This window comes from Limosilactobacillus oris (assembly GCF_025311495.1).
Lineage (GTDB): Bacteria > Bacillota > Bacilli > Lactobacillales > Lactobacillaceae > Limosilactobacillus > Limosilactobacillus oris_A.
The window spans coordinates 307,088-330,362 of record NZ_CP104398.1; the positions used below are offsets into that span (position 1 = coordinate 307,088).

Annotated in this window: 23 protein-coding genes; 10 read left to right on the top strand and 13 right to left on the bottom strand. The window is 50.4% G+C overall.

All coding sequences use genetic code 11. The features are described from left to right. Window positions 1–250: 250 nt before the first annotated feature. Window positions 251–619 carry a zinc ribbon domain-containing protein gene (locus tag N4599_RS01550; RefSeq protein ID WP_260901508.1) on the top strand — a complete coding sequence of 123 codons (369 nt, stop codon included), beginning with the start codon at window positions 251–253 and terminating at the stop codon, window positions 617–619. Between the two features lie 56 nt (window positions 620–675). Continuing rightward, a complete protein-coding gene (locus tag N4599_RS01555; RefSeq protein WP_062812910.1) occupies window positions 676–1,473 on the top strand; it encodes an HAD-IIB family hydrolase in 798 nt (265 codons plus the stop codon). Window positions 1,474–1,532: 59 nt separating this feature from the next. Here the strand turns inward: N4599_RS01555 and ubiE are convergent, their stop codons facing one another. From ubiE to N4599_RS01615, 12 genes are all read right to left on the bottom strand, one after another. Then, the gene (gene ubiE / locus N4599_RS01560; RefSeq protein ID WP_062812909.1) at window positions 1,533–2,243 is read right to left on the bottom strand and encodes a bifunctional demethylmenaquinone methyltransferase/2-methoxy-6-polyprenyl-1,4-benzoquinol methylase UbiE; all 711 of its coding nucleotides are present in this window, start codon (window positions 2,241–2,243) and stop codon (window positions 1,533–1,535) included. 225 nt (window positions 2,244–2,468) lie between these two features. Continuing rightward, window positions 2,469–3,203, bottom strand: a complete 735-nt coding sequence (locus tag N4599_RS01565) for a LutC/YkgG family protein (RefSeq protein ID WP_260901513.1) — start codon at window positions 3,201–3,203, stop codon at window positions 2,469–2,471. Next, window positions 3,196–4,707 carry a LutB/LldF family L-lactate oxidation iron-sulfur protein gene (locus N4599_RS01570; RefSeq protein ID WP_260901515.1) on the bottom strand — a complete coding sequence of 504 codons (1,512 nt, stop codon included), beginning with the start codon at window positions 4,705–4,707 and terminating at the stop codon, window positions 3,196–3,198. Before N4599_RS01570 ends, N4599_RS01565 begins: the two co-directional genes overlap by 8 nt. Next, the gene (locus N4599_RS01575; RefSeq protein ID WP_260901517.1) at window positions 4,708–5,517 is read right to left on the bottom strand and encodes a (Fe-S)-binding protein; all 810 of its coding nucleotides are present in this window, start codon (window positions 5,515–5,517) and stop codon (window positions 4,708–4,710) included. It lies immediately after the preceding gene. 168 nt (window positions 5,518–5,685) lie between these two features. Further along, on the bottom strand, window positions 5,686–6,162 hold the full coding sequence (locus N4599_RS01580; protein ID WP_260901519.1) for a nucleoside 2-deoxyribosyltransferase: 477 nt from the start codon (window positions 6,160–6,162) through the stop codon (window positions 5,686–5,688). Between the two features lie 31 nt (window positions 6,163–6,193). Next, window positions 6,194–6,355, bottom strand: coding sequence for a hypothetical protein (locus tag N4599_RS01585; RefSeq protein ID WP_260901521.1), 162 nt, complete (start codon window positions 6,353–6,355; stop codon window positions 6,194–6,196). Further along, complete coding sequence (locus N4599_RS01590) at window positions 6,352–7,248, bottom strand: alpha/beta hydrolase (RefSeq protein ID WP_260901523.1); 897 nt, start codon at window positions 7,246–7,248, stop codon at window positions 6,352–6,354. Before N4599_RS01590 ends, N4599_RS01585 begins: the two co-directional genes overlap by 4 nt. Window positions 7,249–7,281: 33 nt before the next feature. Further along, window positions 7,282–9,591, bottom strand: coding sequence for a P-loop NTPase family protein (locus tag N4599_RS01595; RefSeq protein WP_260901525.1), 2,310 nt, complete (start codon window positions 9,589–9,591; stop codon window positions 7,282–7,284). A gap of 300 nt (window positions 9,592–9,891) precedes the next feature. Next, window positions 9,892–10,737: a DNA/RNA non-specific endonuclease gene (locus N4599_RS01600; protein ID WP_062812629.1), complete on the bottom strand. Its 846-nt coding sequence runs from the start codon at window positions 10,735–10,737 to the stop codon at window positions 9,892–9,894. Between the two features lie 115 nt (window positions 10,738–10,852). After that, window positions 10,853–12,238, bottom strand: a complete 1,386-nt coding sequence (locus tag N4599_RS01605; RefSeq protein WP_260901528.1) for an amino acid permease — start codon at window positions 12,236–12,238, stop codon at window positions 10,853–10,855. Window positions 12,239–12,511: 273 nt separating this feature from the next. Then, window positions 12,512–13,696, bottom strand: a complete 1,185-nt coding sequence (locus N4599_RS01610; protein ID WP_260901531.1) for a mucin-binding protein — start codon at window positions 13,694–13,696, stop codon at window positions 12,512–12,514. Window positions 13,697–13,802: 106 nt separating this feature from the next. Then, entirely contained in the window at window positions 13,803–15,578 is a 1,776-nt protein-coding gene (locus N4599_RS01615; RefSeq protein WP_062812632.1) for a 1-deoxy-D-xylulose-5-phosphate synthase, read from the bottom strand. 175 nt (window positions 15,579–15,753) lie between these two features. Here N4599_RS01615 and N4599_RS01620 point away from each other — a divergent pair, with 175 nt between their 5' ends. Together N4599_RS01620 and N4599_RS01625 are read left to right on the top strand one after the other, a co-directional pair. Beyond that, the gene (locus tag N4599_RS01620) at window positions 15,754–17,004 is read left to right on the top strand and encodes a DUF2075 domain-containing protein (protein ID WP_260901535.1); all 1,251 of its coding nucleotides are present in this window, start codon (window positions 15,754–15,756) and stop codon (window positions 17,002–17,004) included. Further along, window positions 17,004–17,699: a TVP38/TMEM64 family protein gene (locus N4599_RS01625; RefSeq protein ID WP_062812634.1), complete on the top strand. Its 696-nt coding sequence runs from the start codon at window positions 17,004–17,006 to the stop codon at window positions 17,697–17,699. The genes N4599_RS01620 and N4599_RS01625 overlap by 1 nt, the downstream gene beginning before the upstream one ends. Window positions 17,700–17,903: 204 nt before the next feature. On the opposite strand, the gene N4599_RS01630 is transcribed toward N4599_RS01625, so the two are convergent. Then, the gene (locus N4599_RS01630) at window positions 17,904–18,731 is read right to left on the bottom strand and encodes an exodeoxyribonuclease III (protein ID WP_062812635.1); all 828 of its coding nucleotides are present in this window, start codon (window positions 18,729–18,731) and stop codon (window positions 17,904–17,906) included. A gap of 157 nt (window positions 18,732–18,888) precedes the next feature. Between N4599_RS01630 and N4599_RS01635 the strand changes: the two genes are divergently transcribed. The 6 genes from N4599_RS01635 to N4599_RS01660 are packed head-to-tail and all read left to right on the top strand — an operon-like array spanning window position 18,889 to window position 23,181. After that, window positions 18,889–19,788, top strand: coding sequence for a glycine betaine ABC transporter substrate-binding protein (locus N4599_RS01635; protein ID WP_062812636.1), 900 nt, complete (start codon window positions 18,889–18,891; stop codon window positions 19,786–19,788). A 2-nt stretch (window positions 19,789–19,790) separates the two neighbouring features. Further along, window positions 19,791–20,456, top strand: coding sequence for an ABC transporter permease (locus N4599_RS01640; RefSeq protein ID WP_260901542.1), 666 nt, complete (start codon window positions 19,791–19,793; stop codon window positions 20,454–20,456). Continuing rightward, a complete protein-coding gene (locus N4599_RS01645) occupies window positions 20,431–21,201 on the top strand; it encodes an ABC transporter ATP-binding protein (protein WP_260901546.1) in 771 nt (256 codons plus the stop codon). The genes N4599_RS01640 and N4599_RS01645 overlap by 26 nt, the downstream gene beginning before the upstream one ends. Then, window positions 21,194–21,832: an ABC transporter permease gene (locus N4599_RS01650; RefSeq protein WP_260901548.1), complete on the top strand. Its 639-nt coding sequence runs from the start codon at window positions 21,194–21,196 to the stop codon at window positions 21,830–21,832. The genes N4599_RS01645 and N4599_RS01650 overlap by 8 nt, the downstream gene beginning before the upstream one ends. Window positions 21,833–21,859: 27 nt before the next feature. After that, window positions 21,860–22,324 (top strand): Rrf2 family transcriptional regulator, encoded by a 465-nt coding sequence (locus N4599_RS01655; RefSeq protein ID WP_260901550.1) that lies wholly within the window; start codon window positions 21,860–21,862, stop codon window positions 22,322–22,324. Then, the gene (locus tag N4599_RS01660) at window positions 22,321–23,181 is read left to right on the top strand and encodes an NmrA family NAD(P)-binding protein (RefSeq protein WP_260901551.1); all 861 of its coding nucleotides are present in this window, start codon (window positions 22,321–22,323) and stop codon (window positions 23,179–23,181) included. Before N4599_RS01655 ends, N4599_RS01660 begins: the two co-directional genes overlap by 4 nt. The last annotated feature ends 94 nt before the right edge of the window (window positions 23,182–23,275 follow it).

A 23,275-nucleotide genomic window follows, 5' to 3' on the forward strand; every position in this document is an offset into this window, starting at 1 on the left:
CTCAATTACGATTAGAAGAAGTTAAACGTATTAATTGAGCTGCAAAGAAACGAGACCTTACTAAAAGTATATTTTAAGTAGTTTTGAAAAAATTGTATCAATAACCTGCGGACGCTATGACCATTTAATGTTAAGTGCCGTAAATTTAAGCTCTCCCCGCCCCGTTATAGGATGTCAGCTTATCGTCTGGTATAATTATTAGCAATAATCAGCGTGCAATTTCAACGCTAAAAATTTTGCTCAAGGAGTATTGATTGTAATCGATAATCAAAGTACTATGGCGTCGCAAAACGATGCTAGACAATTCAAGTTCTGCCAAAACTGTGGTGCCAAGATTGATATTAACGCGGTAATTTGCCCGTATTGTGGTGTTGCGCTTCCCGCATTCACCCCCGCAAGTTCGACGCCTGCCGCTACCACCACTGATGGTAAGGAGGGGTCCTACTGGTGGAGCGTCCTCGGCTTCTTCGTTCCGGTTGCTGGACTGGTTCTTTACATTGTCTGGCGTACCAGCGAGCCAAAGAGTGCCAACGCGGCCGGTCTGGGAGCCTTGATTCACGTTGTATTGTGGACTGCCATTTTGGCGTTCTTTGTTACACTCGCTATAATGACAGCATAGGGTTGCCGGTGCTGCTCATTTGGACCAGTCCTATTCATCTTTAAGGAGGGATGCTTATGCACTATCGTTACGTTGCTGTGGATATTGACGGGACCCTGCTTGACGATCATGACCGCTACGACCAAGTGCGCCTTACCAAAGATATTTGCGCCCTCCGTCGGCAAAACGTCACCTTCTTAATTGCAAGTGGAAATAGCCTTGATGCCTTACAGACGCAGTTTGGTAAGCTGGTCAATAACTTCGTGGCAGAAAACGGCGGTCGGGTCGTAGTTGCCGGGCAGGAGATTCGTGGAGTTGCCCATCGGCCAGAGACGCTTGCTAAGCTGTTAGACTACATCCATTGTCTCCCCCAGCCAGACCTCCTCTCCCTATCTGCCGCTAGTCAGACAATGATTCCCCAGAAATTCGCGTCAGTACCGGTCCCCTACTATCCTCATCATGCCTATTTTAAACGGCTGGTTGAGATAAGGGAGCTGGTTTACAACGTCAATGTTAACTGGTATCAGCGTCAGCTGCCCTTGGATCAGATCCAGCAGATTGCCCGCACGATTAACCGGACCTTCCCAGAAGTCAATGCTACGTATAGCGGTGCCTATGGCATTGATATTCTTCCCTGCGGCGTTAATAAGGCCCGGGGACTACAAAAGTTTGTCCAGCACACTGGTGGCAGCATGGACCAGGTTGTTGCCGTGGGTGACACCTCAAACGATGTGGAAATGGTCTCAGCGGTCGGACTCGGCCTTGCTATGAGAAACGCCACCCCAGATTTGCAAAGTGCCGCCGCTGCCGTGACTGTTGCCGATAACAACCATGCTGGCCTGCTTAGAGCAATCGAAGCGCTCTTTTCTTTGTGACCAATAAATAAAGGCTCTAAAGTCCCTGAACTTCTTCAAGGATTTTAGAGCCTTTTTCGTTATTTCTTGCCAATATGCAGGGCACCCGCTCCCCAGTTGAGCTTGATGTAGTGGCAACTGTGGAAACCACTTGCCTGCATCATCTGTAACAGCTGGTCGGCCGAAACAAACTGCTGGGCCGTGGTTTGCAGGTACTGGTAATCCGCGGCCTTTCCGCCAAAGAGCTGCGCGAGGTGAGGAAAAACATGGAAATAGGCTCGCCAACCAGCTTTTACCACTGGGTTAGTCGGCTGCGACATTTCCAAACAGGCAAATTGCCCGCCTGGCTTGAGGACACGATAAGCCTCAGCGAGTACTTGATTGGCATCTGGAACGTTGCGCAGGCCAAAGCCGATGGTAACCACGTCGAATGCCCCAGCAGAAAACGGGAGTGCCATTGCATCGGTCTGGATGAGTTCAATATCTTTACCCAGCCCGGCTTTGCGAACCTTTGCTTCTGCATGTGCGAGCATGTCCTGGTTAAAATCTAGGCCGATTGTTCGGCCGCTCGGCCCCACCTGCCGGGCAAGGGCAATTGTCAGGTCCCCCGTCCCGCAGCAAAGGTCGAGACAGTCCATACCGGCTTTAAGTGTTAACTGGTCAAACAGCTTTGCCCGCCAGCTCTTTTGCGTTCCCAGGCTGATAACGTTATTAAGCAGATCATATTTTCCTGCCACCCGGGAGAACATTTCATTGACTTCATTTTCAGAGTGGTGATTGGTTAATGTCATTTATCTCCGCTGTGTCAGTACGGGAACTCGGCTAATTTCCGAGCAGAAAAGAAACACAGCACTCCCTCCATGATGAATCCTGCCGACCGGTTGGTGGAGGTCAGCATTTCTTGACGATTGGGCAGTTGTCCCGTACTTGCTCTTCACAACCAGTCCGTCATTAAATATAGCACCGCCAGACTAGAAAAGCTATCAAGGCTTGTTCGCACTTGATAGCTTTTAATCTTAACGGTCGGCGACGACGAGGTAGGTGCATTCAATTGGTCCGTGAACCCCGACGACCAGCTCCATCTCGATATCACCAGAATTGGAAGGACCAGAGATAAAGGTAATTGCGGAAGTGGCTAGACCGTCAGCGAACCGGTGCTGATACTTTTCCACTGCTTCTCTAGTAGACCGTACCAGGCCGCTTTTAGGAACGATTGCTAAGAACCGGGTAGGCAGGAAATTGAAGCCCCGCCCCTGCGCCGGACTATTAACCACGGTAACTGTCCCGGTGGAGGCAATCAGGTAGTCAGCCATCCCAACCGCCAAATCAGCCTGGTTGGCATACTCCTCGTTAGTCATGCGGTCGGCTTGCGGGGACCAAGTGTTGACCGTTGCTACGCCCGAATGCTGGTACCAGTCCCCTAGTCCATAATTATCCCATACTGCCTGGTCAACTCCCGGCAAGAGCAGGTTTTGAATGTCCTTCTTTGCTACTAACTGACGGAGGTAGTCTGCGACCTCCGCGGCCGTTTTTTCGACAACCGTCGCGTTAACCGATTCGCTATTTTTAACTGCTTCCGCGTAAAGCTCTTCGGGACTCTTGTCAGCTAAGAGCTGGTCTGGCAGGTCATTCAGCGGCTTGAACGGATGATCGGCCAATTGGTGGCGTTTTCGGCCACTGGCCTTTTGCAGGCGGTTAAGAAACTGCTCGCGGTTCTCCTTGCTATTAGCTTGTTCTAAGAGACTACTCATCTGCCTGTCCTCCTTCCTTTTTGACAATTGGTGCGGGTTCTACCGGCTGGTGGTGCTTATACCAGTGGCGGAAGTTATTCTTGGCCTTGGGCGGACGTGGAACGTCACGGGTATCGATCCAACCATGGATCAGCTTTGGCGCTGCCTTTGGTACGTAGTCGATCTTCCCGCCATCGTACATTGGCTCAACTGAATTTGGCCCGTCATCAGTAAAGAGCTTTGTCCCCGGATGGGCCATAGCTAGTGCTGAATCAAAGAGAAATGGTGAACTGGTCCCGACGCCGACCATCTTTAGAATCAGGTTGGTCATCGAGTGGTCCATGTGCTTGTCGTCCATTTCAACAATTCGATGTTCTCGAATCAAATGTTGGAGTGGAATCTTGACCGGACAGGTTTCGGTGCAGGCCGCGCAGAGAGAACAAGCGTATGGCAACTCTTGAAACTGCTCGTAACCGCCCAGGATTGGTGATAGTACCTCACCTAATGGCCCAGGATAAATCGAACCGTAGGCCTTACCACCGATCTGCCGGTAAACCGGGCAGACGTTCATGCAGGCACCACAGCGAATACACTGGAGGATGGGCTCAAATTCAGTCCCTAGGGCTTTAGAACGACCGTCATCAACGATTACGACCCAGAAGTCTTCTGGACCGTCAACCTCGCCCGCCCTTTGCTTTCCGGTAAAGGTACAGTAGGTCGTTAGCTTTTGCCCGACTGCACTCCGCGCGAGCATGTTGTCCAACACTTCGGCTTCCTTCATTGATGGCACGATTCGTTCCATCCCCATTACGACTACTTGGGTCTTAGGAATGGCCATTGTTAAGTCGGCGTTTCCTTCGTTGGTGTCCAGGTTAATCATTCCGTTGTCAGCAATAGCGAAGTTGCAACCGGTAATGCCAAAGTCAGCGTTCATGAAGTACTTCCGCAGGTAGCCACGGACGAAGCGGGCCTCGTGCTGGGGATCATTGTCACCATCATAGCCGAGTTTCTGAAACTCCTTTTGAATCTGGTCACGGTTTTTCCCAAGGGTCGGGAAAACAATGTGGGCCGGCTCATCCCAGTTGTCTTCCTGGAGGATAAATTCGGCTAGGTCACTTTCCAGCAGGTTGACACCAGGAATCGATAACAGGGTCTTGTCCAGGTCAATTTCGGTCGTGACCATTGACTTGGATTTAACGATGTTCTTCGCCTTTTTAGCAATTGCTAGTTCCTTAATGAACTGGTGAGCCTCATCTTCTGTCTGGGCAAAGAAGACGTGGCCTCCCTGCTGCTCAACATTACCAGCGAATTCTTCCAGGTAGTCCGGCAGGTATTTGAGAACGTGCTGCCGGATCTGTTCTGCTAAGTCCCGCCATTCGTTCCAGTGTCCGAGTTCTCGCCGGGACGCAGTACGCTTAACAAACTGGGCGTCCTGGGCCTTGGCGATCGCGGCACGCATAAACTGGTCTGACTCCGCTTCTTTTACCCGTTGCTTGAAGGGTTGGTTACTCGTTGCGATTCCCATTTAAAACACCCCTCCCCCATTGGCTGGAACAACCGCTTCGTCGGTATCCTTCAAATATTTGATCCTGCTTGGGTCGACATCGTGGTTGAGCACTTCCGCAATGTGCATGACCTTGATGTGTTGACCGTTCCGGTTCATATAGCCGGCAATATTCATTAGACAGGAGGTTTCCATCCCCACCAGGATATCTGCCTTGGTATCCATAATGTTCTTGGCCTTGTCGGCAACCATCGCCGTGGAGAGTTCAGGCTCCTTGGCAGAGAATGTACCACCAAAGCCGCAGCACAGCTGGACATTATGCAAGGGAATCCGCTTAATCCCCTTAACATGGTCCAGAAGGACAAACGGCGCCGTTCGTTCACCGAGCAGCCGGGTCATGTGGCAGGACCGGTGAACCGTAATGGTAGCGTCCAGCTCGGCCCCACAGTCGACGACCCCAAGCACCCGATAAATGAATTGGCTAAATTCATAAATCTTATCGGCAACCGCGGCCGCCCGTGGCCCGTACACCGGATCATCCTTTAAAATGTCCTTGTATTCCTTAATCATGAATACACAGGAGCCGGTAGGACCAACGATGTAATCCGCATCCAGACTCAACAGAGCATCAATTTCGTTTTTAAACGTCTTCAGCGATTCCTTAGCATAACCGCTGTTATAAGTTGGCTGCCCGCAGCAAACTTGCTTGCCCGGCAGAAAGGTCTGACAGCCCAGGCGTTCGAGCACCTCGACCATTGACTTGCCGACGTTTGGAAAAAGCAGATCAACTAAGCATGAAGAAAAAATACATACTCGTGGTTGATTATTCATAATAAAGCACCCAGCTAAATTTCCTAGTTGAGCTTCCTCCCTTCGTTATCTATCGCTATATTAGTCTTTTTAATATTGTAAGCGTTTTAAACAGAACTGTCAATTTTTTGATTATCAATGTAATATAAAAAGGATTATGGCAAGCTGGTCACCATAATCCTCTTCACATTAATATACGCTACCTTCGTAGAAGTTATAGCTAGGCTGGTTGAAGTTAAACTTGGCAAGGTCTGACATTTTAATAAAGTTGTCCGCGATTCCCCAGGTCATCAGGTTAATCGGCTTGCCAAAGTCCTCGTCAGGGATAACCACCATGATGTACTTGCCCAGGGCATTTGCCATCCCCAGTTCGATTCCCATTCCGACGTCTTCTTCCTCAGGAATGTAGACTGCTAAAACCATGTCCGAAGTTGAGACCCCGACCCGGTCGCCATTGTAGGTTGCAGTTGCCCACTCCCGGTCTTCCAGCAGTTCTGGGTGTTCGTCCACCCGGAGGCCCTTGTACTGGTGTTGGAGAGGAACATAGGAATTTTCAACATCAACTGTCGGGTTAGCTTCGATTGCCTTCATAGCCTCTTGGTAGGCCCGGTTTTGCTTGTCGGTGAACCAACCAGCACAGAAGTAAACGGTCTTGCTCTTATTCATAAAAAATAACTCTTCCTTTCAAAATGGGTGCTTAACGCTCTAAGGCGTCTAACGTTTGTTTGATAATTTGCTTAGCTGCCGTAGCGACCGACAGCTCGTGGGCGGCCGCGTAGTCCCGCAGCTTTTGGTACGTTGTCAAATCAGCGGCGCCCCGCCAGATTAGGCCGGTTACCTGACCATGTTCCTTCTTCACTCGGAATCATCCTTTCCCCAGAGTTGGTGTGCGACGTAGTGAAAAATTGCTTTGCGAGCATGTAGCTGGCTGTGGGTGGTGTTCGGGTAAATCTTTTGCTGGTAGCTAATCGTTGGGTGGCCCTTGACCAATGAACGCAGCATTTCAGCCTGGATCAACGGCACCGCCCCATCTGTGCGGGTGCTCCCCGGCTTAGTCCCCATGATATTATAAATCATTATGGGGTAATCAGGCCGCCAAGTCTGCATTTGCCGGCGGAGACGAAGAAAGTTTTGGTCGTGTGAGTGGTGAATTAGGTGGTAGTGATAATCCAACCGGGCCGAGAGGCTTTCCTCAACTGGTACACCTAAGAAAATTAGCTTGTGCAGTTTTAACTTGCTTTGCAGCGCCGGTGAATTCAGATAAGCATGCATAAATTCAGTTCCACCATAGGAGTGCGCGATGACATTGACCTGGTGAAGATTATAATGGTCTTGCAGGTAAGTCAAGACGGCAGTAAGCTGTTTGACCTGTGGATGGAATGTTTGATTATAGTTCCAATCGTAGAGAACTTGGATCAGCGGGTTCTTTTGGTTCTTCGAGAGGTGCCCGGACACGCGGATGCTTCCCCAGGGCGAAACCCAGATGGTCAACACCTTCTGCGCCAGGTGGTGACTCTGATAGTAGTTGATCATTTTGTCATACGTAACTGTGCTACCGCCCCAACCGGGAATCAATAAGGTGGGCGTTGTTGAATATTCGGTGTCTGCCCGCAAATCAGCTTCACGCAGGGGCCGGCCAGGTGTCCCGCGCAACAGGTAAAGCTGCACACAGCCGCCGATGACAATCACACTAGCAATAACCAGGCCCAAGCCCTTTAAAAATTTCTTGATAGTAACCATCCCTTTGTTCAACTAATCCTTAAATTAGGGATTGGTTTTAGTTTACTAGCCGAACAGCCGGGCCCAAAAGCCCTTTTTCTTCGGCTTTTCCGCCGGCTGCTGGTCGTTCTTAGCGGGTTCCGGAGCAGTTGCTGGTGCTTCGTCGGCATAGGGATTGCGCTCCCCAATCCAGTTAAAGAACTCCTTTGCCTTGATTTCTACAAACTTCCCCCGCTTGCCATTAATGCCGTTTACGCACAGTTCAATTGGCAAGGCGTTCCGGTATTTTTCGATACTGTCAGCGGTAAAGCCGTTCGCCGGATTGAGCTTGGAAATATCGAAGAGCAGGCTATCGTCGCTTTCCCGGTACTTGAAGTCGTCTTCCTGCGTAAGGTAGAGTTTGGCCCAACTGTTCCGCGAACTCTCCTTGAAGTCGTCGCAGATGGTATCCGCAAAGTATTCCGGAACATCCAGTCCAGCCATCTTGTAATAATCACGGAACAGCTGCCGGGTCTGTGCAAGGAAGTCGAGCCGCCCCGTTTCGGGGTCAAAGGACCGCCAAGGGGTCTCGTCGTCTTCTAACAGGCTGGCCATCCGGAGTACGAAGTCCTTAAACAGTGTATTGTTTAAGGTTTGCCGGACGTTGTAAATATACCGGTTGGCCTCACCCTTGAGCTTTTCGTCAATGACCTTATCAATTTGCAAGTAGTAAGTCCGTCGTGCGGTTTCCCGAAGCATCGTAAAGCCGGAGTCATAGTTGGTCGTCCCGATTAGCGGCGCGATGGCCTGCGGGTTGTTGACTAGTTCGTTCATGGTGTCAACGACCAGGTGCCGGCTGTATTGATCCTGCTGGAAGAAGTACGGTTCGATTTCGTCTAAGAGAATGGGATAGGAACTCCCCGTCTTCATGTAGTGTTCGATTGCCTCGACCGTTTTGTTTTTCTTTTGCGCGACGTCCGTTGGGTAAATCGTCCCAAAGTCGATTAGGGAGCGGTCGGTATTCCAGGTGAGCTGGTTGATGATCCGTAAAAGGGTTGACTTTCCGGAGCCCGCGGTTGCCCCAAGAATGAGGAAGTTTGGAATGTCATTCCCGTCTTCGGGGTTCAAACTGGCCTTTGTCCGAATTTCCCACAGAAACGGCGCCGTAAAGCTGTACATGATGGCTTCATAGAAACGTTTTCCGTAATTATCCGAATAGTCGACCACGTAACGCTGGTAGCCCTTTATAACGTCATCAATACTCTTTAGACTATCGCGAATCTGGCTGATTGTCGCCAGCTTGCCGAACGGGATTGGGTGGGTCCCGGCATCATTAGGAACGTATAGTCCACTGTTGTTATTAACCAGGTTGCGTTCCATCGGGCGATCATACAAAAAGGTCGTGTACTTCTTCTCCGCTGACCGCTGCTGGGGTGTCATGCCGCTTACGAGCGCCTCTTTGACCTGCTGGTAGATTTTTTGCCGGTCCTTGATCTTCGGCTTGGCCGCCCGGGGAGAAACCGAGAGCTTTTGGAGGTTGTAGATGGTATCGTGCTGCTTAGTGTCCCGTTCAATTCCCTCCTTGACCAGTGAGCGGTCAGTGGTGACGTTGCGCATTGCGATGGTCGTGTCATGAGGAATGATGGCACTGTCAATCTGCTGCTGGAGGTCGTGACTGATGATGTCGGTCATGTCCTGGGCAGCCACCTGGTCAGTGGTGTCGTTGTCCAAAATGACGACATTGTTCCCCGCAGCAGCGGCATTTTGGTCCTTCTTACTTTCGTCCAGCTGCTTTTGGGCCGCCTTTAAAAGGTTATCACTGAAGTATGGCCGCAGGACCGGCTTAATGTCGTGCTTGAAGTGTTCCAGCAGGTTGGCGAAGAGGCGCTGGTCATTATCAAAAACCAGCACTTCGCTGTATTGGTTGCGGTCCTTAGCAAACGATTCCTCGGTCAGGTCGATACTACCGAGGATTACCCGGCAGTCCCCGCTCTCCTCGTTGCTTAGCAGGTAAAAACGGGAGTAGATAGCCTGGGCGGGCGCGTATTCAAACTTAAACAGGCCGTTTAAGACGTTGGCCTGGTTGCTGCTTGAGAGGGCCTCAAACAGTTTCGCCGGCTTCTTATTCGCCACCGCTAATAAAGCGTCGGTCAAGGCAACCTTGGTGATTACTTCGCTCGCGGAATTAACGTGCTTCGCTGGGGATGCCCCGAGTACGATGTCCGCTTGGATGAATTTGCTGAGGTAGCGGTTGACAAAGTCGGCATCGGCTTTCCCAGTAATCGCCGTAAAACGGTTGAACCGGCGGGCATCAAAAAGCTGGTTGACTTTTAGCGGGGGTGTTTTCTGCCCGTTAAACACAATGTGTAATTTAGTTAAGTCTGATTCGCTTGGCATACGTGTCCCTTTTCTTTCTTCATTAGAGTAATAATTAATCTTATTTTCGTTGATTTAGGCTTATTTTGCAAGCACTGGACGAAAGATTAGCAAAGTGTTCATAAGTCATGACGATTTGGTGTTAGTAGTGTGGCAAGGTTGACGACCCTATGACTAAGAAGTAAACAATTATTGTCACCACGCCGGATGGCAAAATAGAAAAAGTGTGTTAGCTTAGTAGCTGGTTGGCAAGGTAAAAGCCAAAGGCACCGAAAATCGGCTGGCAAGCTGATTTTCGGTGCCTTTTCTTACTCTCAACAGTTAGTTATTCAATTGTGTTACTGCCCCGGTGGCGTAATTAATTTTAATATTCCGTTGCACGTTCGGCACGAAGACATTGAAAGATAAGCTACCATCGCTGGAGAGTGCCTCAATATGGGCGCCCGCTGGCACGACATCATTACCGTTGTATATATCAGTGACCCGGTACCGCACCTGCTTGCCCCGGTCAAGCGCTTTGCGGACGAGCCCTTCATAGTAGTTTTGCCCGGTTGAGATCGAACTGCGGGCCTCATTGGCCCAGGCGGTCTGCGTGGCGATGTTGGCGGGGTTAGATTCGGAGGCGTCAAAACGATTAATCCCCCCGACTAGGGCGTAGCCGAGTAAGTGCCCCCGGTCATAGGCGTGCCGGTAACCTCCAGTCAGGTTGCTGGCCTGTAAAAATCCTGCTGGGCGCCAGCTAGTAGCACCGTTACCAGTTTCATTCCGGTTGCGGTATTGACGAGTGGTGCGATTGAGCCAGGCATCCCCCCGCCATGCCCGGCCCTGCTGGTCACGGAGATTAACGGCGTATGGCGCGCTGCTAATGTTAGCGTTCAGCTGCGGCCGGTTATTGTTGACGATGAAGGCACCAGAACCATTCCAACTGATAGAGTCCCCTAACTGCTGGCGGACGGCCGGTGTTAGTACTGACTCCGCCTGTTCCTTAGTTGGCGGTAGGCTTTGCTGACTCCCGCTGTGGTAATTACCGCCCCAGGAGACCAGCCGCTGAATGCCCTGCGCCCAGGCGGTATTGCTGCCGCTGGACTGGTTGATGAAACCGCCGAACAGTAGTACCAATCCAAGGGCGAGGATGGTTCGCCAGAGTCTCTTTTTAATTCGATACATAATGCCAATCCTTTCATATAGTAAAAATCATTTTTATTTTACTATATTTAGCGAACAAATGGTCAGCTGATTCTACAAAAAAGAGGCTGGGATACCCAACCTCCTTAGATTTAACTTAGTTGGCCCGCTCTGGATCCCGCTTTAGCTGCCAGCGGAAGGCGAACCAGATAATGATGATAAAGATAACCCCTACCGAAACGGAAACCCGAGTATCTGGATTGAAGAACATGAAGACCAGGATGATTGCCAAGGCCGCCAAACTAAAGTAGTTGTACAGCGGGTAAAGTGGCATCTTGAATGGGTGGTCAACTAAGTCTTCAGGGTGCTGCCGGCGGTAATTTAATTCGGCCAGCAGGATTACGAACCACGGTACCATCCCGGGCAGGACACTAGAACTATAAACAATTACGAAGATGTTGCTTGCGTCCTTATTTACGACCGAAATGATGGAGTTAACAATGAAACCAAGGGCAATCCAGAAGGCAATCGTTAAGACAGCGACGTTTGGAACCACCCGCTTGGAAAGTTTGCCGAAGAATTTCGGTACCTGCTTGTCAATGGACAACTTGAAGAGCATCCGACTAGCACTGTAAATTCCTGAATTAGCTCCGGACAGCGCTGCCGTCAAGACAACGAAGTTAATGATTCCAGCTGCACCAGTAATTCCGACCTTAGTAAAGGTTTCGACAAACGGTGAACCAACAACGTCTAGTTTGTTCCATGGATAAATTGAAACGATTACGAAGATTGCACCGATGTAGAAGATTAAAATCCGCCAGATAACAGACTTAACAGACTTGACGATGGCGTGCCGTGGAGAAGCAGCTTCCCCGGCCGTGATTCCCAGCAGCTCGATTCCCTGATAAGACCCGGCAATCACTGACAGTGAGAACATGAAGCCCATGAAGCCACCGGTGAAGAAGCCGCCGTGCGTCCATAAGTTGGAGATACCAACAGGGTGCCAATTGTTTCCTAACCCAAGGACGATTACCAGCAGACCCAGAATGATCATCACGATAATCGTTACCACCTTAATCATTGCGAACCAGAATTCCAGCCGGCCATACGCCTTTGCTGAAACCAGGTTGGCGAGGGTCAGCATTGCAATCACAATAATCCCAGAGAACCAATCGGGCAGCTTCGGCCACCAATAGTTCAGGTATTGGGACATTGCGATGATGTCTGAAATCCCCACGATGATAAACTGGAAAATATTGCTCCACTTGGTCAAATAACCGGCAAAGGGATGAATATACTTATCACCGTAGTCGGCGAAGGACCCAGTGCCGGGGCTAATGTAAATCATTTCCCCCAGTGCCCGCATTACGCCGTAGAGAACTAAACCAACGAAGGCGTATGCCAGTAAAACTGACGGCCCGGTCCATTTAATCGTTGACGTAGCCCCCATGAAAAGACCACTACCGATAGTCCCCCCAATTGCAATCATTTCCATTTGTCCGGGCGTCATCGTCCGTCTAAGTTTGACCTTTTCTTCCGCCATTTAAAAAACCTCTCTTTCTCGACAAAAAAAGCTATCCACCTTCTCCGACCACTGAGCATCATTTTCGTTGCTGCCGTGGCTGAAGTAATTGGATAGCTGATTTATACAGTATTCAAAGGAATAAAAATTAATCCCCAACCACGCCTTAGTTTACTGTGGTTGTGGTGGAAGTAAGTTCAATTAGGATTTTAATCTTAAATAATTGCATTTTAACTTCCTCCATTCCCTTTGGTTGTTATTAGAATACTATGAGAAAATTAAAATAGCAAGTGTTTATTTAAAATAATTACCTTTTTTCTTGAAAGCAGCACTTGCTGAAAACGCTGTCCACGCTACCGCTATTAGTCCTGGGAGCATTCCACTTTTTTCTGAGTGATTCCCCGTCTGTGGGAGGGCAACGGGGCGGCTCCTTTGCTCATTGCTTTCTAATTGGTCAAGGGGTACTTGCAACTGAGCCAGGCGGTCTTTTAGGTCTGGGAAAGCAGTGGTCCCCTCACCGGCAACATTTACAGTATTGTCTGGAGTATCTGCCGGTTGACTATCCTGAGATGAGTTTGCAGCTTGGTGATCGTTTGCTGGCCGGTCTGGTCCCACGGGTCTAGTCGGCGTAATGGCTTGGTATGTAACCTCAACGACCACCGGTGCATGATCGGGATCAGCGATTAGTTTCTGAACGGTTGGCAGCGAGGGCTGGTAGCCGGTCGGGGTTGGGACATTGAATGCGGGAAACGCCGGTAGCTTCCACGGTTGCTTGCCAAACTTTGTGGCCGTGACGGTTTGCGTATAGACTTTATCGCCGCCTGGCAGGTGGCAAATAATCTTTCTCGTGACTTGCTTCGTTTGGACCTGCTCTGCTGGCCTTTTTACCAGGAAGACGTAGAACGGGTCTTTATAATCATAGCAGATGAAAGAGTCCGGCAACTGGTCGCGGTTGATGTATTCCCAACCCTTAGGAGCCTCGGGCATCTGGACAATTCCCTTTTTGTCGACCGGCTGACAAAGCATTGGTACGACTCGGTTACCATTGACATCCTTGAAGAATATTCCGGCAAAAGTATTGGTTCGAATATCATCCTGCTTGAGCGGCCGGTAGGTAATTTCGACGTTACTAGGCTGGGTTTCCGGCGTAACAACGGTGACAGGAACAAACGGCTGGGATGGCTTATATCCCTGGTAGACCGGTGGGAAATATACCTGCCAAATGTTGGTGTCAGCACCGTCCGGACCTGGCGTCTTAGTTGCAGTCTGCGTAACGACAGCTTTTTCGCCGCTGACCGGGTTGATGACCGTTATTTGGCGGTCGACCGTGGCTGCCTGCTGGTCGCCCATTAGGACAGCTTCCTGTGCTGGCGCTTCTCCCGTTGGTACTGGGTCTGCTAACGCATTAGTCGACGCGAGTGTCAGCAGGGCAAGAGTAGAACACAGGGTGAGCGTGCCCTTAATCCTAAGTTTATTCATAAGTAATCCTCCTCGTAATTGATGTTCACTAAATATATACGGGAAGATTAGCCGACTGTACTAAAAAACTCGGTAAGAATTTTACTTCTTACCGAGTTAGTGGTGCTTAAAGGGCGTGGAGGACCTTTTCAACGTCGTCGACGATCTGCTTTGGCGTCAGGTGGTACCATTCGTACAGGACGTCTAATGGCACGTTATCAGCAAATTCCCGTGGGGCACCGAAGTTTAAGACCTTCATTGACTTTGGTCCGTAGTAACGGTCAATCGTTTCTCCAAAGCCCCCGCTGAGGTTGCCGTCCTCAAGGGTCACAACGACATCGTGGTTTTCGGCCAGGTGGTGGAGAACTTCTGGGTCAATCCCCGTGACCGACTTAGGATTGATCAACGTGGCATCAATGTTGAGCTTTGCCTTTAGTTCGGCGCGGACATCCTCCCCTAGTTTCCAAAAATCACCAACGGCCATAATAGCGACTTCGCTTCCCTGGTGTGCAATGTCATATTGGATGTTGCTGTAATCATCCTGCGTGGCCCGGCCATGCAGTAACGGCTTTTCTGGCTGGCGAATGACTACCGGCTGGTCGGTCTGCTTGATGGCCCACCGGAGCATTGAAATCAACTCTTCCACGTTTGTTGGTGCCAAGTACTCAATATTCGGCAGGTCGCTGATCATTGAGATATCAAAGGACCCCTGGTGTGTGGCTGACTCAGTCGCAATCGCACCGCCCCGGACAATCATCACGACGGGCGCATCATTGAGGGCCATGTCGTGGATTAGCTGGTCGTAAGCCCGCTGCAGGAAAGTGCTGTTTTGAAAGACGACGGGCCGCGCGCCAGCAACTGCCATTGCGACGGCTGAGCTAATACATTCTTGTTCGGCAATTCCCGTGTCAAAGTAGCGGTCGGGATGCTTCTTTTGGAATTCTTTGAGATCAAAGACACCCGGAATAGCAGCATTCATAGCCACTACTGGTTCTCCGGCAGCGATTTGCTTATCCAGCTCGGCTAAGATGGCCGCACTATAAGACTCGCCATTTGCGGCTTGCTTGTCCCGGCCGGTTTTAAGGTCAAATGGTGCCCGCCAATGGTAGGCCATTTTGGCTTCTACGGCTGGTTCGTAGCCCTTTCCCTTGAGCGTATTAACGTGGAGAACGATTGGGTGGTCGATGTCCTTAACGGTTTTGAAAGCTTCAATCATTGCCCGGAGGTCGTTACCGTCCTTGACGTACCGGTAGTCCAACCCCATGAACTTAAAGATATTGTTAGCAGCCTGGCCATCGCTGTCCCGGAGTTCTTTCAGCCCCTGGTACAAGCCGCCCTGGTTTTCATCAATCGACATCTGGTTATCGTTAACCACGATGATGAGGTTAGAATTGAGCTTTGCGGCGTTGTTCAAGCCCTCGAAAGCCAAGCCCCCGCTGAGCGATCCGTCGCCAATGACCGCGACGATGTTATCTTTGGATCCGGTTTTCAGCAAGTCCCGGGCCTGCGCCATCCCCACTGCCAATGCAATCGAAGTTGAGGTGTGGCCAATTTCAAAAAAGTCATGGTTGCTCTCTTCGGGCGAAGTAAAACCAGAAATGTCCTCGTAATGATCTGGGTCAAGGAAGCCGAGCTTGCGCCCCGTCAGCATCTTATGCGGGTAACTCTGGTGGGAGACATCCCAGATTACCTTGTCGTGAGGAGAATTAAAGACGTAATGGTAGGCAATGGTCAGTTCCATCGCCCCGAGGTTGGGCCCGACGTGACCGCCAATTGCGGAATCCCGTTCCAAGACTAGCTGACGCATTTCGCTTGCCAGCTGCTTTAATTCATCAAGTGACATTCCCTTGATGTCTTGGGGCTCATTCACTTCGTTTAGTAAGAAATCTGGATGCCGATTCATTTGCCGCCACTCCTTTAATAATTATTGATTATTTATATTAGTAATTATTCGTTTCTTAATATTTTAACACTTTTCACAAGCCCGCGAAAATAAAGCCCGTGAAAATTGACGAACCGCCTGGACTTCGATACCATAAATGAGGAATAAAGATGTTAATGGGGGTGTCGTTGTCACAATGGGGGAAACTACAAATGCCGCGGTAGAAAAGCTTTCGCCGCTGAAAAAATTAACACCAGAGCAGGAAAAACTGGTCGAGGATATTCTCGCCTTTGCTGGTCAACACATTACGGGTGCGTTTCCCGCAGTTTATACGATTTACGGTGATGCGGGGACCGGCAAGAGCGTGGTGCTCTCCCAGCTATTTGACCGGCTACAGCGAGCAGCACGGCATGATCACGCCTCCCCTTTCTATGGAACGACGAACTACTTTTTGGTCAACCATCCGGAAATCTTGAAGGTTTACCGGGAAATCGCGGGAACCCGGCCCGAACTATTTAAAAAGGATTTTGCCCGGCCAACTTCCCTCATCAACCAGCTCGATAAGCGGGGGCAGACAATTGACCTGGCGGTGATTGATGAAGCCCACCTGCTCCTTTCCAAGGCCGACCATTACAATAACTTTTACCACGATAACCAGCTGGTGGAGATTATCAAACGGGCCAAGGTGGTTGTGCTTGTCTTTGATCAGTACCAGGTGCTCCGGATGAAGAGCCTCTGGACTCCTGAACGCCTCCGGGCCATTACCGACCAGTACCCGCACCGGGAATACCAGCTTCAGCGGATGTTTCGGATGACGGCGAGTCCGGAATTAGTGCAGTGGTTTAACCACTTTACGAGTGACTACCGCCTGGAAGCTCTGCCGGAAAACGCACGCCACCATTATGACTTCCGGGTTTATGATGACGCGGAAGCAATGCGGCAGGCGATCGTCCGCCGCAATCAGGAAGTCGGCTTGTCCCGAATCCTGTCAACCTCTGGCTACCCGTCAACCCTAGATGGCGGTAAACACTATATTTGTGAGGGACGCTTTAAGATGCCCTGGGATCAATATAATTACACAGTGACACCCTGGGCCGAACTTCCCCAAACGATTGACGAAGTCGGGTCAATTTACACCTGTCAAGGCTTTGATCTCAATTACACCGGCATTATTATCGGGCCACCAATCAGTCAAGTGCCAGGCAGTCGCCGCTTACAGGTCAACCTGGACAAGTATACAGACAGCGAGGCATTCAAAAAGCGGGCCGACTTGACAGACCCGACAATGATTACCAAGCTGGAAAAGAGAATGATTATGAATTCCCTTAACGTGTTGTTTAAGCGGGGTGTGTACGGGACCTATATTTACGCCCATGACCCCCTGCTGCGGCAGACCCTCAGGCAGCTCTTTGCGCAGGCTGGCCTAACCATCCCTCAGGAGTATTAATGATGAAAAGAAAACTTAATAAGACCCTGCTAATTCTAGGCGGGATTATAATTTCAGCGATCCTAATTTATTTTATCTACCGTGATTATCAGCCGGAGATCAATCTCTTGCTACACATGAATGACCATAACCGAATCGTGTTAATGCACCTGATCCGCAGCCACGGGATTAAGGACATGCTACTGTTGCTGGCGTTGATTGCCACATTCAACGCGATTCCTGGCATGTCCAATTCGCTGATTTGTATATTAGCCGGCTTGTGCTATGGCCCTGTCGTTGGCTTTTTGATTAATTGGCTGGGGAACATTTTAGGGAACTGCGGCGTGATGAGCATTATCCGCGAGGTGGACCTCTCCAAGTGTACCCGGAAGTCTAAGCTGCTAGCCGCGTTAATGCACCAAAAGCATCCCCTGATTGGGCTGACGCTCGGCTTCATGGTTCCGGTGATTCCTAGCGTCTTGGTTAATTATGCCGGGGCCCAGCTCAACATCAGCCGCTTCCGTTACCTGGCGATGGTGACTGTCGGCATGGCCCCAACGTCATTTATCTATGCCTTTGGGGGTGACGCGCTTTTCCAGGGCAACAGTCACAAGCTAATCGGGGCTGCCGTGGCAATCGTTGTGGTAATTGCCATGTATGTCCTGATTAAAAAACTTATTAAACGCGACCGGGCTGCTAAACAGCCGGTAGCATAATAAAAGAGGCTGGGAATTAACTCAACCTCTTTAATATTTTAAAGTTAGTAATGCCTCAGCGCAGTAGCTGGCTGGCAGTTCAAACGCTGATTTATCAGCGTTTGACCAACCTAGCCATCCTTGCGGAGGTTCGAAGACAAACGCCCCAAATCAGCTTGCTAGCCGGTTTGGAGCGTTTTTTCTCACTCTCGATTTTGTTTAAAGTTACAGGTCAATTTCTAACATGATTGGGGTATGGTCACGCCGCTCACCACTATCGATCATGGATGAAGAGCTAACCTTATCGGCCAGCCGGTTGCTGACTAACCAGTAGTCGATTCGCCAGCCAGAATTGTTCTGCTTACTGGTTAATACTCGCTGGGCCCACCATGAGTACGCTCCCGTCTCTTCGGGATGCAAGAAGCGGAAACTATCGGTAAAGCCAGCAGCGAGCAGCTTGCCGAAGTGTGAACGTTCCTCGTCGGTAAAACCAGCGGAGTGATGATTGTTTGCCGGGTGGGCCAAATCAATTTCCTCGTGGGCTACGTTAAAATCGCCGCTGGCAATTACTGGTTTCTGCTCATCAAGCTGGCGCAGATAATCGCGGTAACAGTCGTCCCACTGCTCCCGGTCTGCTAGCCGTTTCAGACCATTCCCGGAATTGGGCGTGTAAACCTCGGTCAGGAAAAAGTCAGGGAATTCCAAGGTAATGATCCGGCCTTCACTATCCATTGGCTCCGGGGCCCCGATTTGCGGATAAGTAACCGTTGGCTGGTATTGGTCTCGGTAGAGATACATAGTACCAGCATAGCCCTTCCGTGCCGGCTCGACCGAACTGCGCCAGGCAACCTGGTATCCCGGGAAAAGGTCAGCGAGGACTTGCAGGTGCTTCTTAGTGGGGCCATTTTTTGACAATTTGGTTTCTTGGATTGCCACGGCGTCCGGTTCCAGTGCAGAAATCTTTTTGAGGACGGCCCGAGTCTCACCCGCCCGAGTCGATGTTCCAGTTAAGGCTGCGTTAATTGAGTCGATGTTCCAAGAGATGAATTTCATAGTTCTGTTGCCGCTCCTTTATTGCTTATGCTGTCCCTTATTATACCTTTTCTCCGCTCATTTTAAAAATTAATTGAGCGGCGGTCTCGACAGCTAGTCAGCACTATGTTACGATATAGGCAATTTGAAACTATAAAAGTTACAAGGAGAACATGCAATGAAAGTTAAACAAGCGCTGATTACATCCCTAGTAGCTGCAACGGTCCTCATTTTAGGGACGGCTGCTCCAAGCGTTGCTAGTGCTGCTAGCAGTAAACCAATCATTGTCGGCTCGAAGAATGTTTCCGAGAGCAAGACCGTTAGTGAAATTTACGCCCTCGCCCTCGAACATGAAGGTTATAAAGTTACGCGGAAGCCTAATATTGCCAATAACGTCATCTTCCAAGCAACCCAAAAGGGCCAGGTTGACGTTTACCCTGACTATACTGGGACGATCGTTGAAGCCTACCTCAAAAAGCGGGCCAGCGGCAAGAGCGCCAGTGAAATTGCCAAGATTGCCCACCAAGGGGTTCAAAAGGATGGTCTGACAACCTTCGATTATGCTCCCGGTGATAATCGTCAAGGAATCGCTATGCCTACCAAGGTCGCCAAAAAGGACCACATTAGCGACCTGAGCCAGCTACAAAAGAAAGCTGATAAAATTCGTTTTGCTTCGCAGGGGGAATTTGAAAAGCGGGCCGATGCGCTCCCGGCAATGAATAAGGCGTATGGTAAGTTCGACTTCAAATCGATTAAGGACTACGACGTGAACCTGCTCTACAAAATTATGGAACAGGGTAAGGCTGACGCCGCACCGGTTTCAACGACTGATGGTCAGCTGGCAACCGGAAAGTTCACCCTCATCAAGGACAACAAAAACGTTTGGCCCCCTTATAACCTGGTTCCCGTGGCAAACCAAAAGGCTGCTAAGAGCTACCCAAAGATGGGTCGGGCCTTGAACAAGGTTGATGCTAAACTGACGACCAAGCAGTTAACGACCCTCAATCGAAGGGTGAATGTCGACGGGCAAAACTACAAAACCGTTGCCAAAAACTGGTACGAGCACAATATCAAATAGCGGTGAGGAGTGATTCTTTGTTTTCACAGGTGATTCAATACTTTCAATCTAATAGTGGCCAATACTGGCAGTACGTTGGTCAGCACCTCTTCCTCACGCTGGTGACCCTAGTAATCTCCATGGTGATTGCTTTGCCGTTAGGGTACCTAGGCTCACGGGTAAAACCGGTGGCTAGTTTCTGCGTCGCCTTTGCGCAGGTGCTGCGAATAATTCCTAGCCTGGCCCTGCTATTTTTACTGATTCCCGTTATCGGTACCGGGATGGTCCCCGCTTTAATTTCCCTGGTCGTGTTAGCCCTGCCGCCGTTGCTAATCAACACCATCCTGGGCTTCAACGAGGTCAGTCCCCTGTACAAGGAGGTCGGAACGGCCCTCGGGATGACCTCCCGGCAATTGCGTCGGCAAATTGAAATTCCCCTAGCCCTCCCCTACGTCCTTAACGGAATCAAGCTGGCAATCGTTGAAATTATCGCCAGTGCAACCCTGGCGACCTATATCGGGGCTGGCGGCCTGGGAACATTAATTTTTACGGGTCTGGGCTTGTACGATATGACCTATGTTGTAATTGGTGCCGTTAGTGTCGCGGCCCTCTCACTGGGGGCAATGCTCGGCTTCGACTTCTTAATCAGAAAGGTTCAGAAACATGACAAAAGCAGCTATTCAATTTAAACACGTTCAGAAGCGGTTTGGCGATGACCTGGTTATTCCTGACCTGAGCTTTACGATTAACCAAGGTGAGTTTGTTACTATCCTGGGGACTTCTGGCTCGGGAAAGACCACGACCCTTAAAATGGTGAATGGCCTGTTACAGCCGAGTGCGGGTGAAATTACCATTGATGGGCGGCCGCTCAGCGAGCTTGACTTAGTTCAGCTGCGCCGCCATATGGGCTACGTGGTCCAGCAAATCGGCCTCTTCCCGCACATGACCATTGCGCAAAATATCGCGGTGGTGGCACAACTGCTGCACTGGAACAAGGAGCAGACCAGCCAGCGGGTTCGTGAATTGTTACAGCTGGTCCAGCTTAATCCCAGGGAGTATGCTACTCGGTACCCCAGCCAATTATCTGGCGGCCAGCAGCAGCGGGTCGGGGTGGCCCGGGCCCTAGTCGCCAACCCGCCCTATGTGCTGTTTGATGAACCCTTTGGCGCATTAGACGCCCTTACCCGGGAGGAGCTGCAGCACGAGATTAAGCGAATCCATGAGTCGTTAGCCGACAAGACCTTTATGTTTGTGACCCATGACATTAATGAAGCTCTCTATTTGGGGAGCCGGGTCATGGTGATGCACGAAGGACGAATTGAGCAGTTTGCCACACCAGCGGAAATTGTCCGCCAGCCCGCGACACAGTTTGTTAAAAAGCTGCTGGGAACCGTCCGCCAAAATCAAGAACTGTGGGGCCAGCAAGATGATTAAGTATTGGAATGAAAATTGGACAACCATGATCACGGACAGCCAGCAGCACGCCCTCATGGTTCTCAGCTCGCTTGGAATTGCGTTGGTGCTGGCCCTTGTCATTACCTTGCTATTTCTCCGCCGGCGCAACTGGCTGAATAGTTTGGTCTATTTCTTTTCCCTCTTGTACTCAATCCCTAGCTTTGCCTTTTTTGCCCTGCTTCTGCCCCTTTCCGGATTAGGGATGCGGACCGCAATCATCGTTTTGACCATTTACGCTGAGTACGTCCTGCTCCGTTCCTTCATCACCGCCCTGCAAGGAATCGATCCCCAGTTGATCGAAGTGGCTACGGGGATGGGGATGACCCGCCAACAGGTATTCTATAAGGTCCAGCTCCCCCTGGCGTTGCCAGCAATCTTTAGCGGCTTGCAAGTGGCGTTGGCTTCCACGATGGCAATGGCAACCATTGCGGCCACCATTAACGCGGGCGGATTAGGTCAACTCCTGTTTGAGGGCTTGCAGGGACAGCAGCTTGCTCCCATTTTATGGGGGACGTTTTTGACAATGGCCTTGACCCTCATTTGTGCGGGGTTCCTGCGCTTGCTTGAATGGGGCCTCACCCATAAGTGGCGCGCGGCCCTAGCAAAGTAGTGGCTCTAATTAGAAAGGAGGAATAAAATGCGCGTTTCAACCCGTCTAAGCGACAGTATTCATATCTTGGCTCTTTTGCAGATTTACCGTGGAAAAATTCCACTGACGAGCGAAAATATTGCCGGTAGCGTTGAGACTTCACCGGTAGTGGTTCGCCGGCTGATGAGCGCCCTCCGCAAGGGCGGCCTCATTGAGACGGTCCCGGGATTTGCGGACCCCCGCTTAGCCCGACCGGCCGGTAAAATTTCACTTTATGATATTTATTTGGCTGTTGAGGGGCCTGACCGCCACCTCTTCGCAATTGATGAAAAGACTGATCCTGAATGTATTGTGGGGGGTAATATTCAAGCCACGCTGGCTGAATATTACCAGCAGGCGGAAACTGCTGCCCAGGCTAAACTAGCAGGTATTTCACTACAGGATGTGTTAGATAGCATTCTCGTAAAACAGGTACAGAAAGAAGCACAGCAGCGAAAGGAGAATTCTCAATGAAGTATTTAGTTACCGGTGCGACCGGCCACCTTGGCGGAATTATTATCACTGAACTTAGCAAGTTAGTTCCCCAAGCCGATATCCGCTTGGGTGTTCATAGAATTGAAAAAGCCACCGCCCTACAATCTGCTGGCTATGACGTAGTAGCCTTGGACTATGCCGCTGTTGACAGCATGACTGCGGCAATGACTGGGGTTGACGTCTTAATTTACGTTCCCAGCCTCACCTACTGGGTTCAGCAGCGAATCACCGAGTTTGAAAACACCCTCGAAGCCATGCGGCGGGCTAACGTTTCGACCATCGTGGCAATGAGCTTTATCGCTGATCAGTATAACAACCCCTTCCAGATGGCGAGCTATTATGCCTACTTGCCAGCCCGACTGGCCGGCAGCGGTTTAAACTATGCGGTGGTTAAAAATGCGTTATATGCGGATCCGTTAGTACCCTACCTGCCGGAACTGATTGCGCGGCATAACGTCATCTATCCCATCGGCGACCAGGCAATGTCCTTTATCAGTCGGGAAGATAGTGCGGAGGCCATGGCTAACATCGCTGTGAAACCATACCTGCGTGATTACGGTCAGAACTACCTGCTGACGATGAAGCAAAACTATAACATGGTAGAATTGAGTTCCATTATGTCCCAAGTGACCGGCGAGCAAATCGGCTATGCACCGGTTAGCCTGCAGGAATTTGCCGATATTTACCGGTCCGAGGGGGATGGCGATGAGTTAGCGTCAATGTACCATGCCGCAGCTCTAGGCTTGATGGATGAGGTCACTAACGACTTCCAACACATCACCGGTCACGCGCCGCAAGGGATGAAAGAATATTTGAGCCGCCATTATCAGAAGTAAGGGAGCGAGACAGAAGTCGGAATCGACTTCGTTTTCGAGCCCCCGTCGACGCGCAGCTAGTCTTTAGAAAGCGCAAATAGGGTTTCAGAGTTCG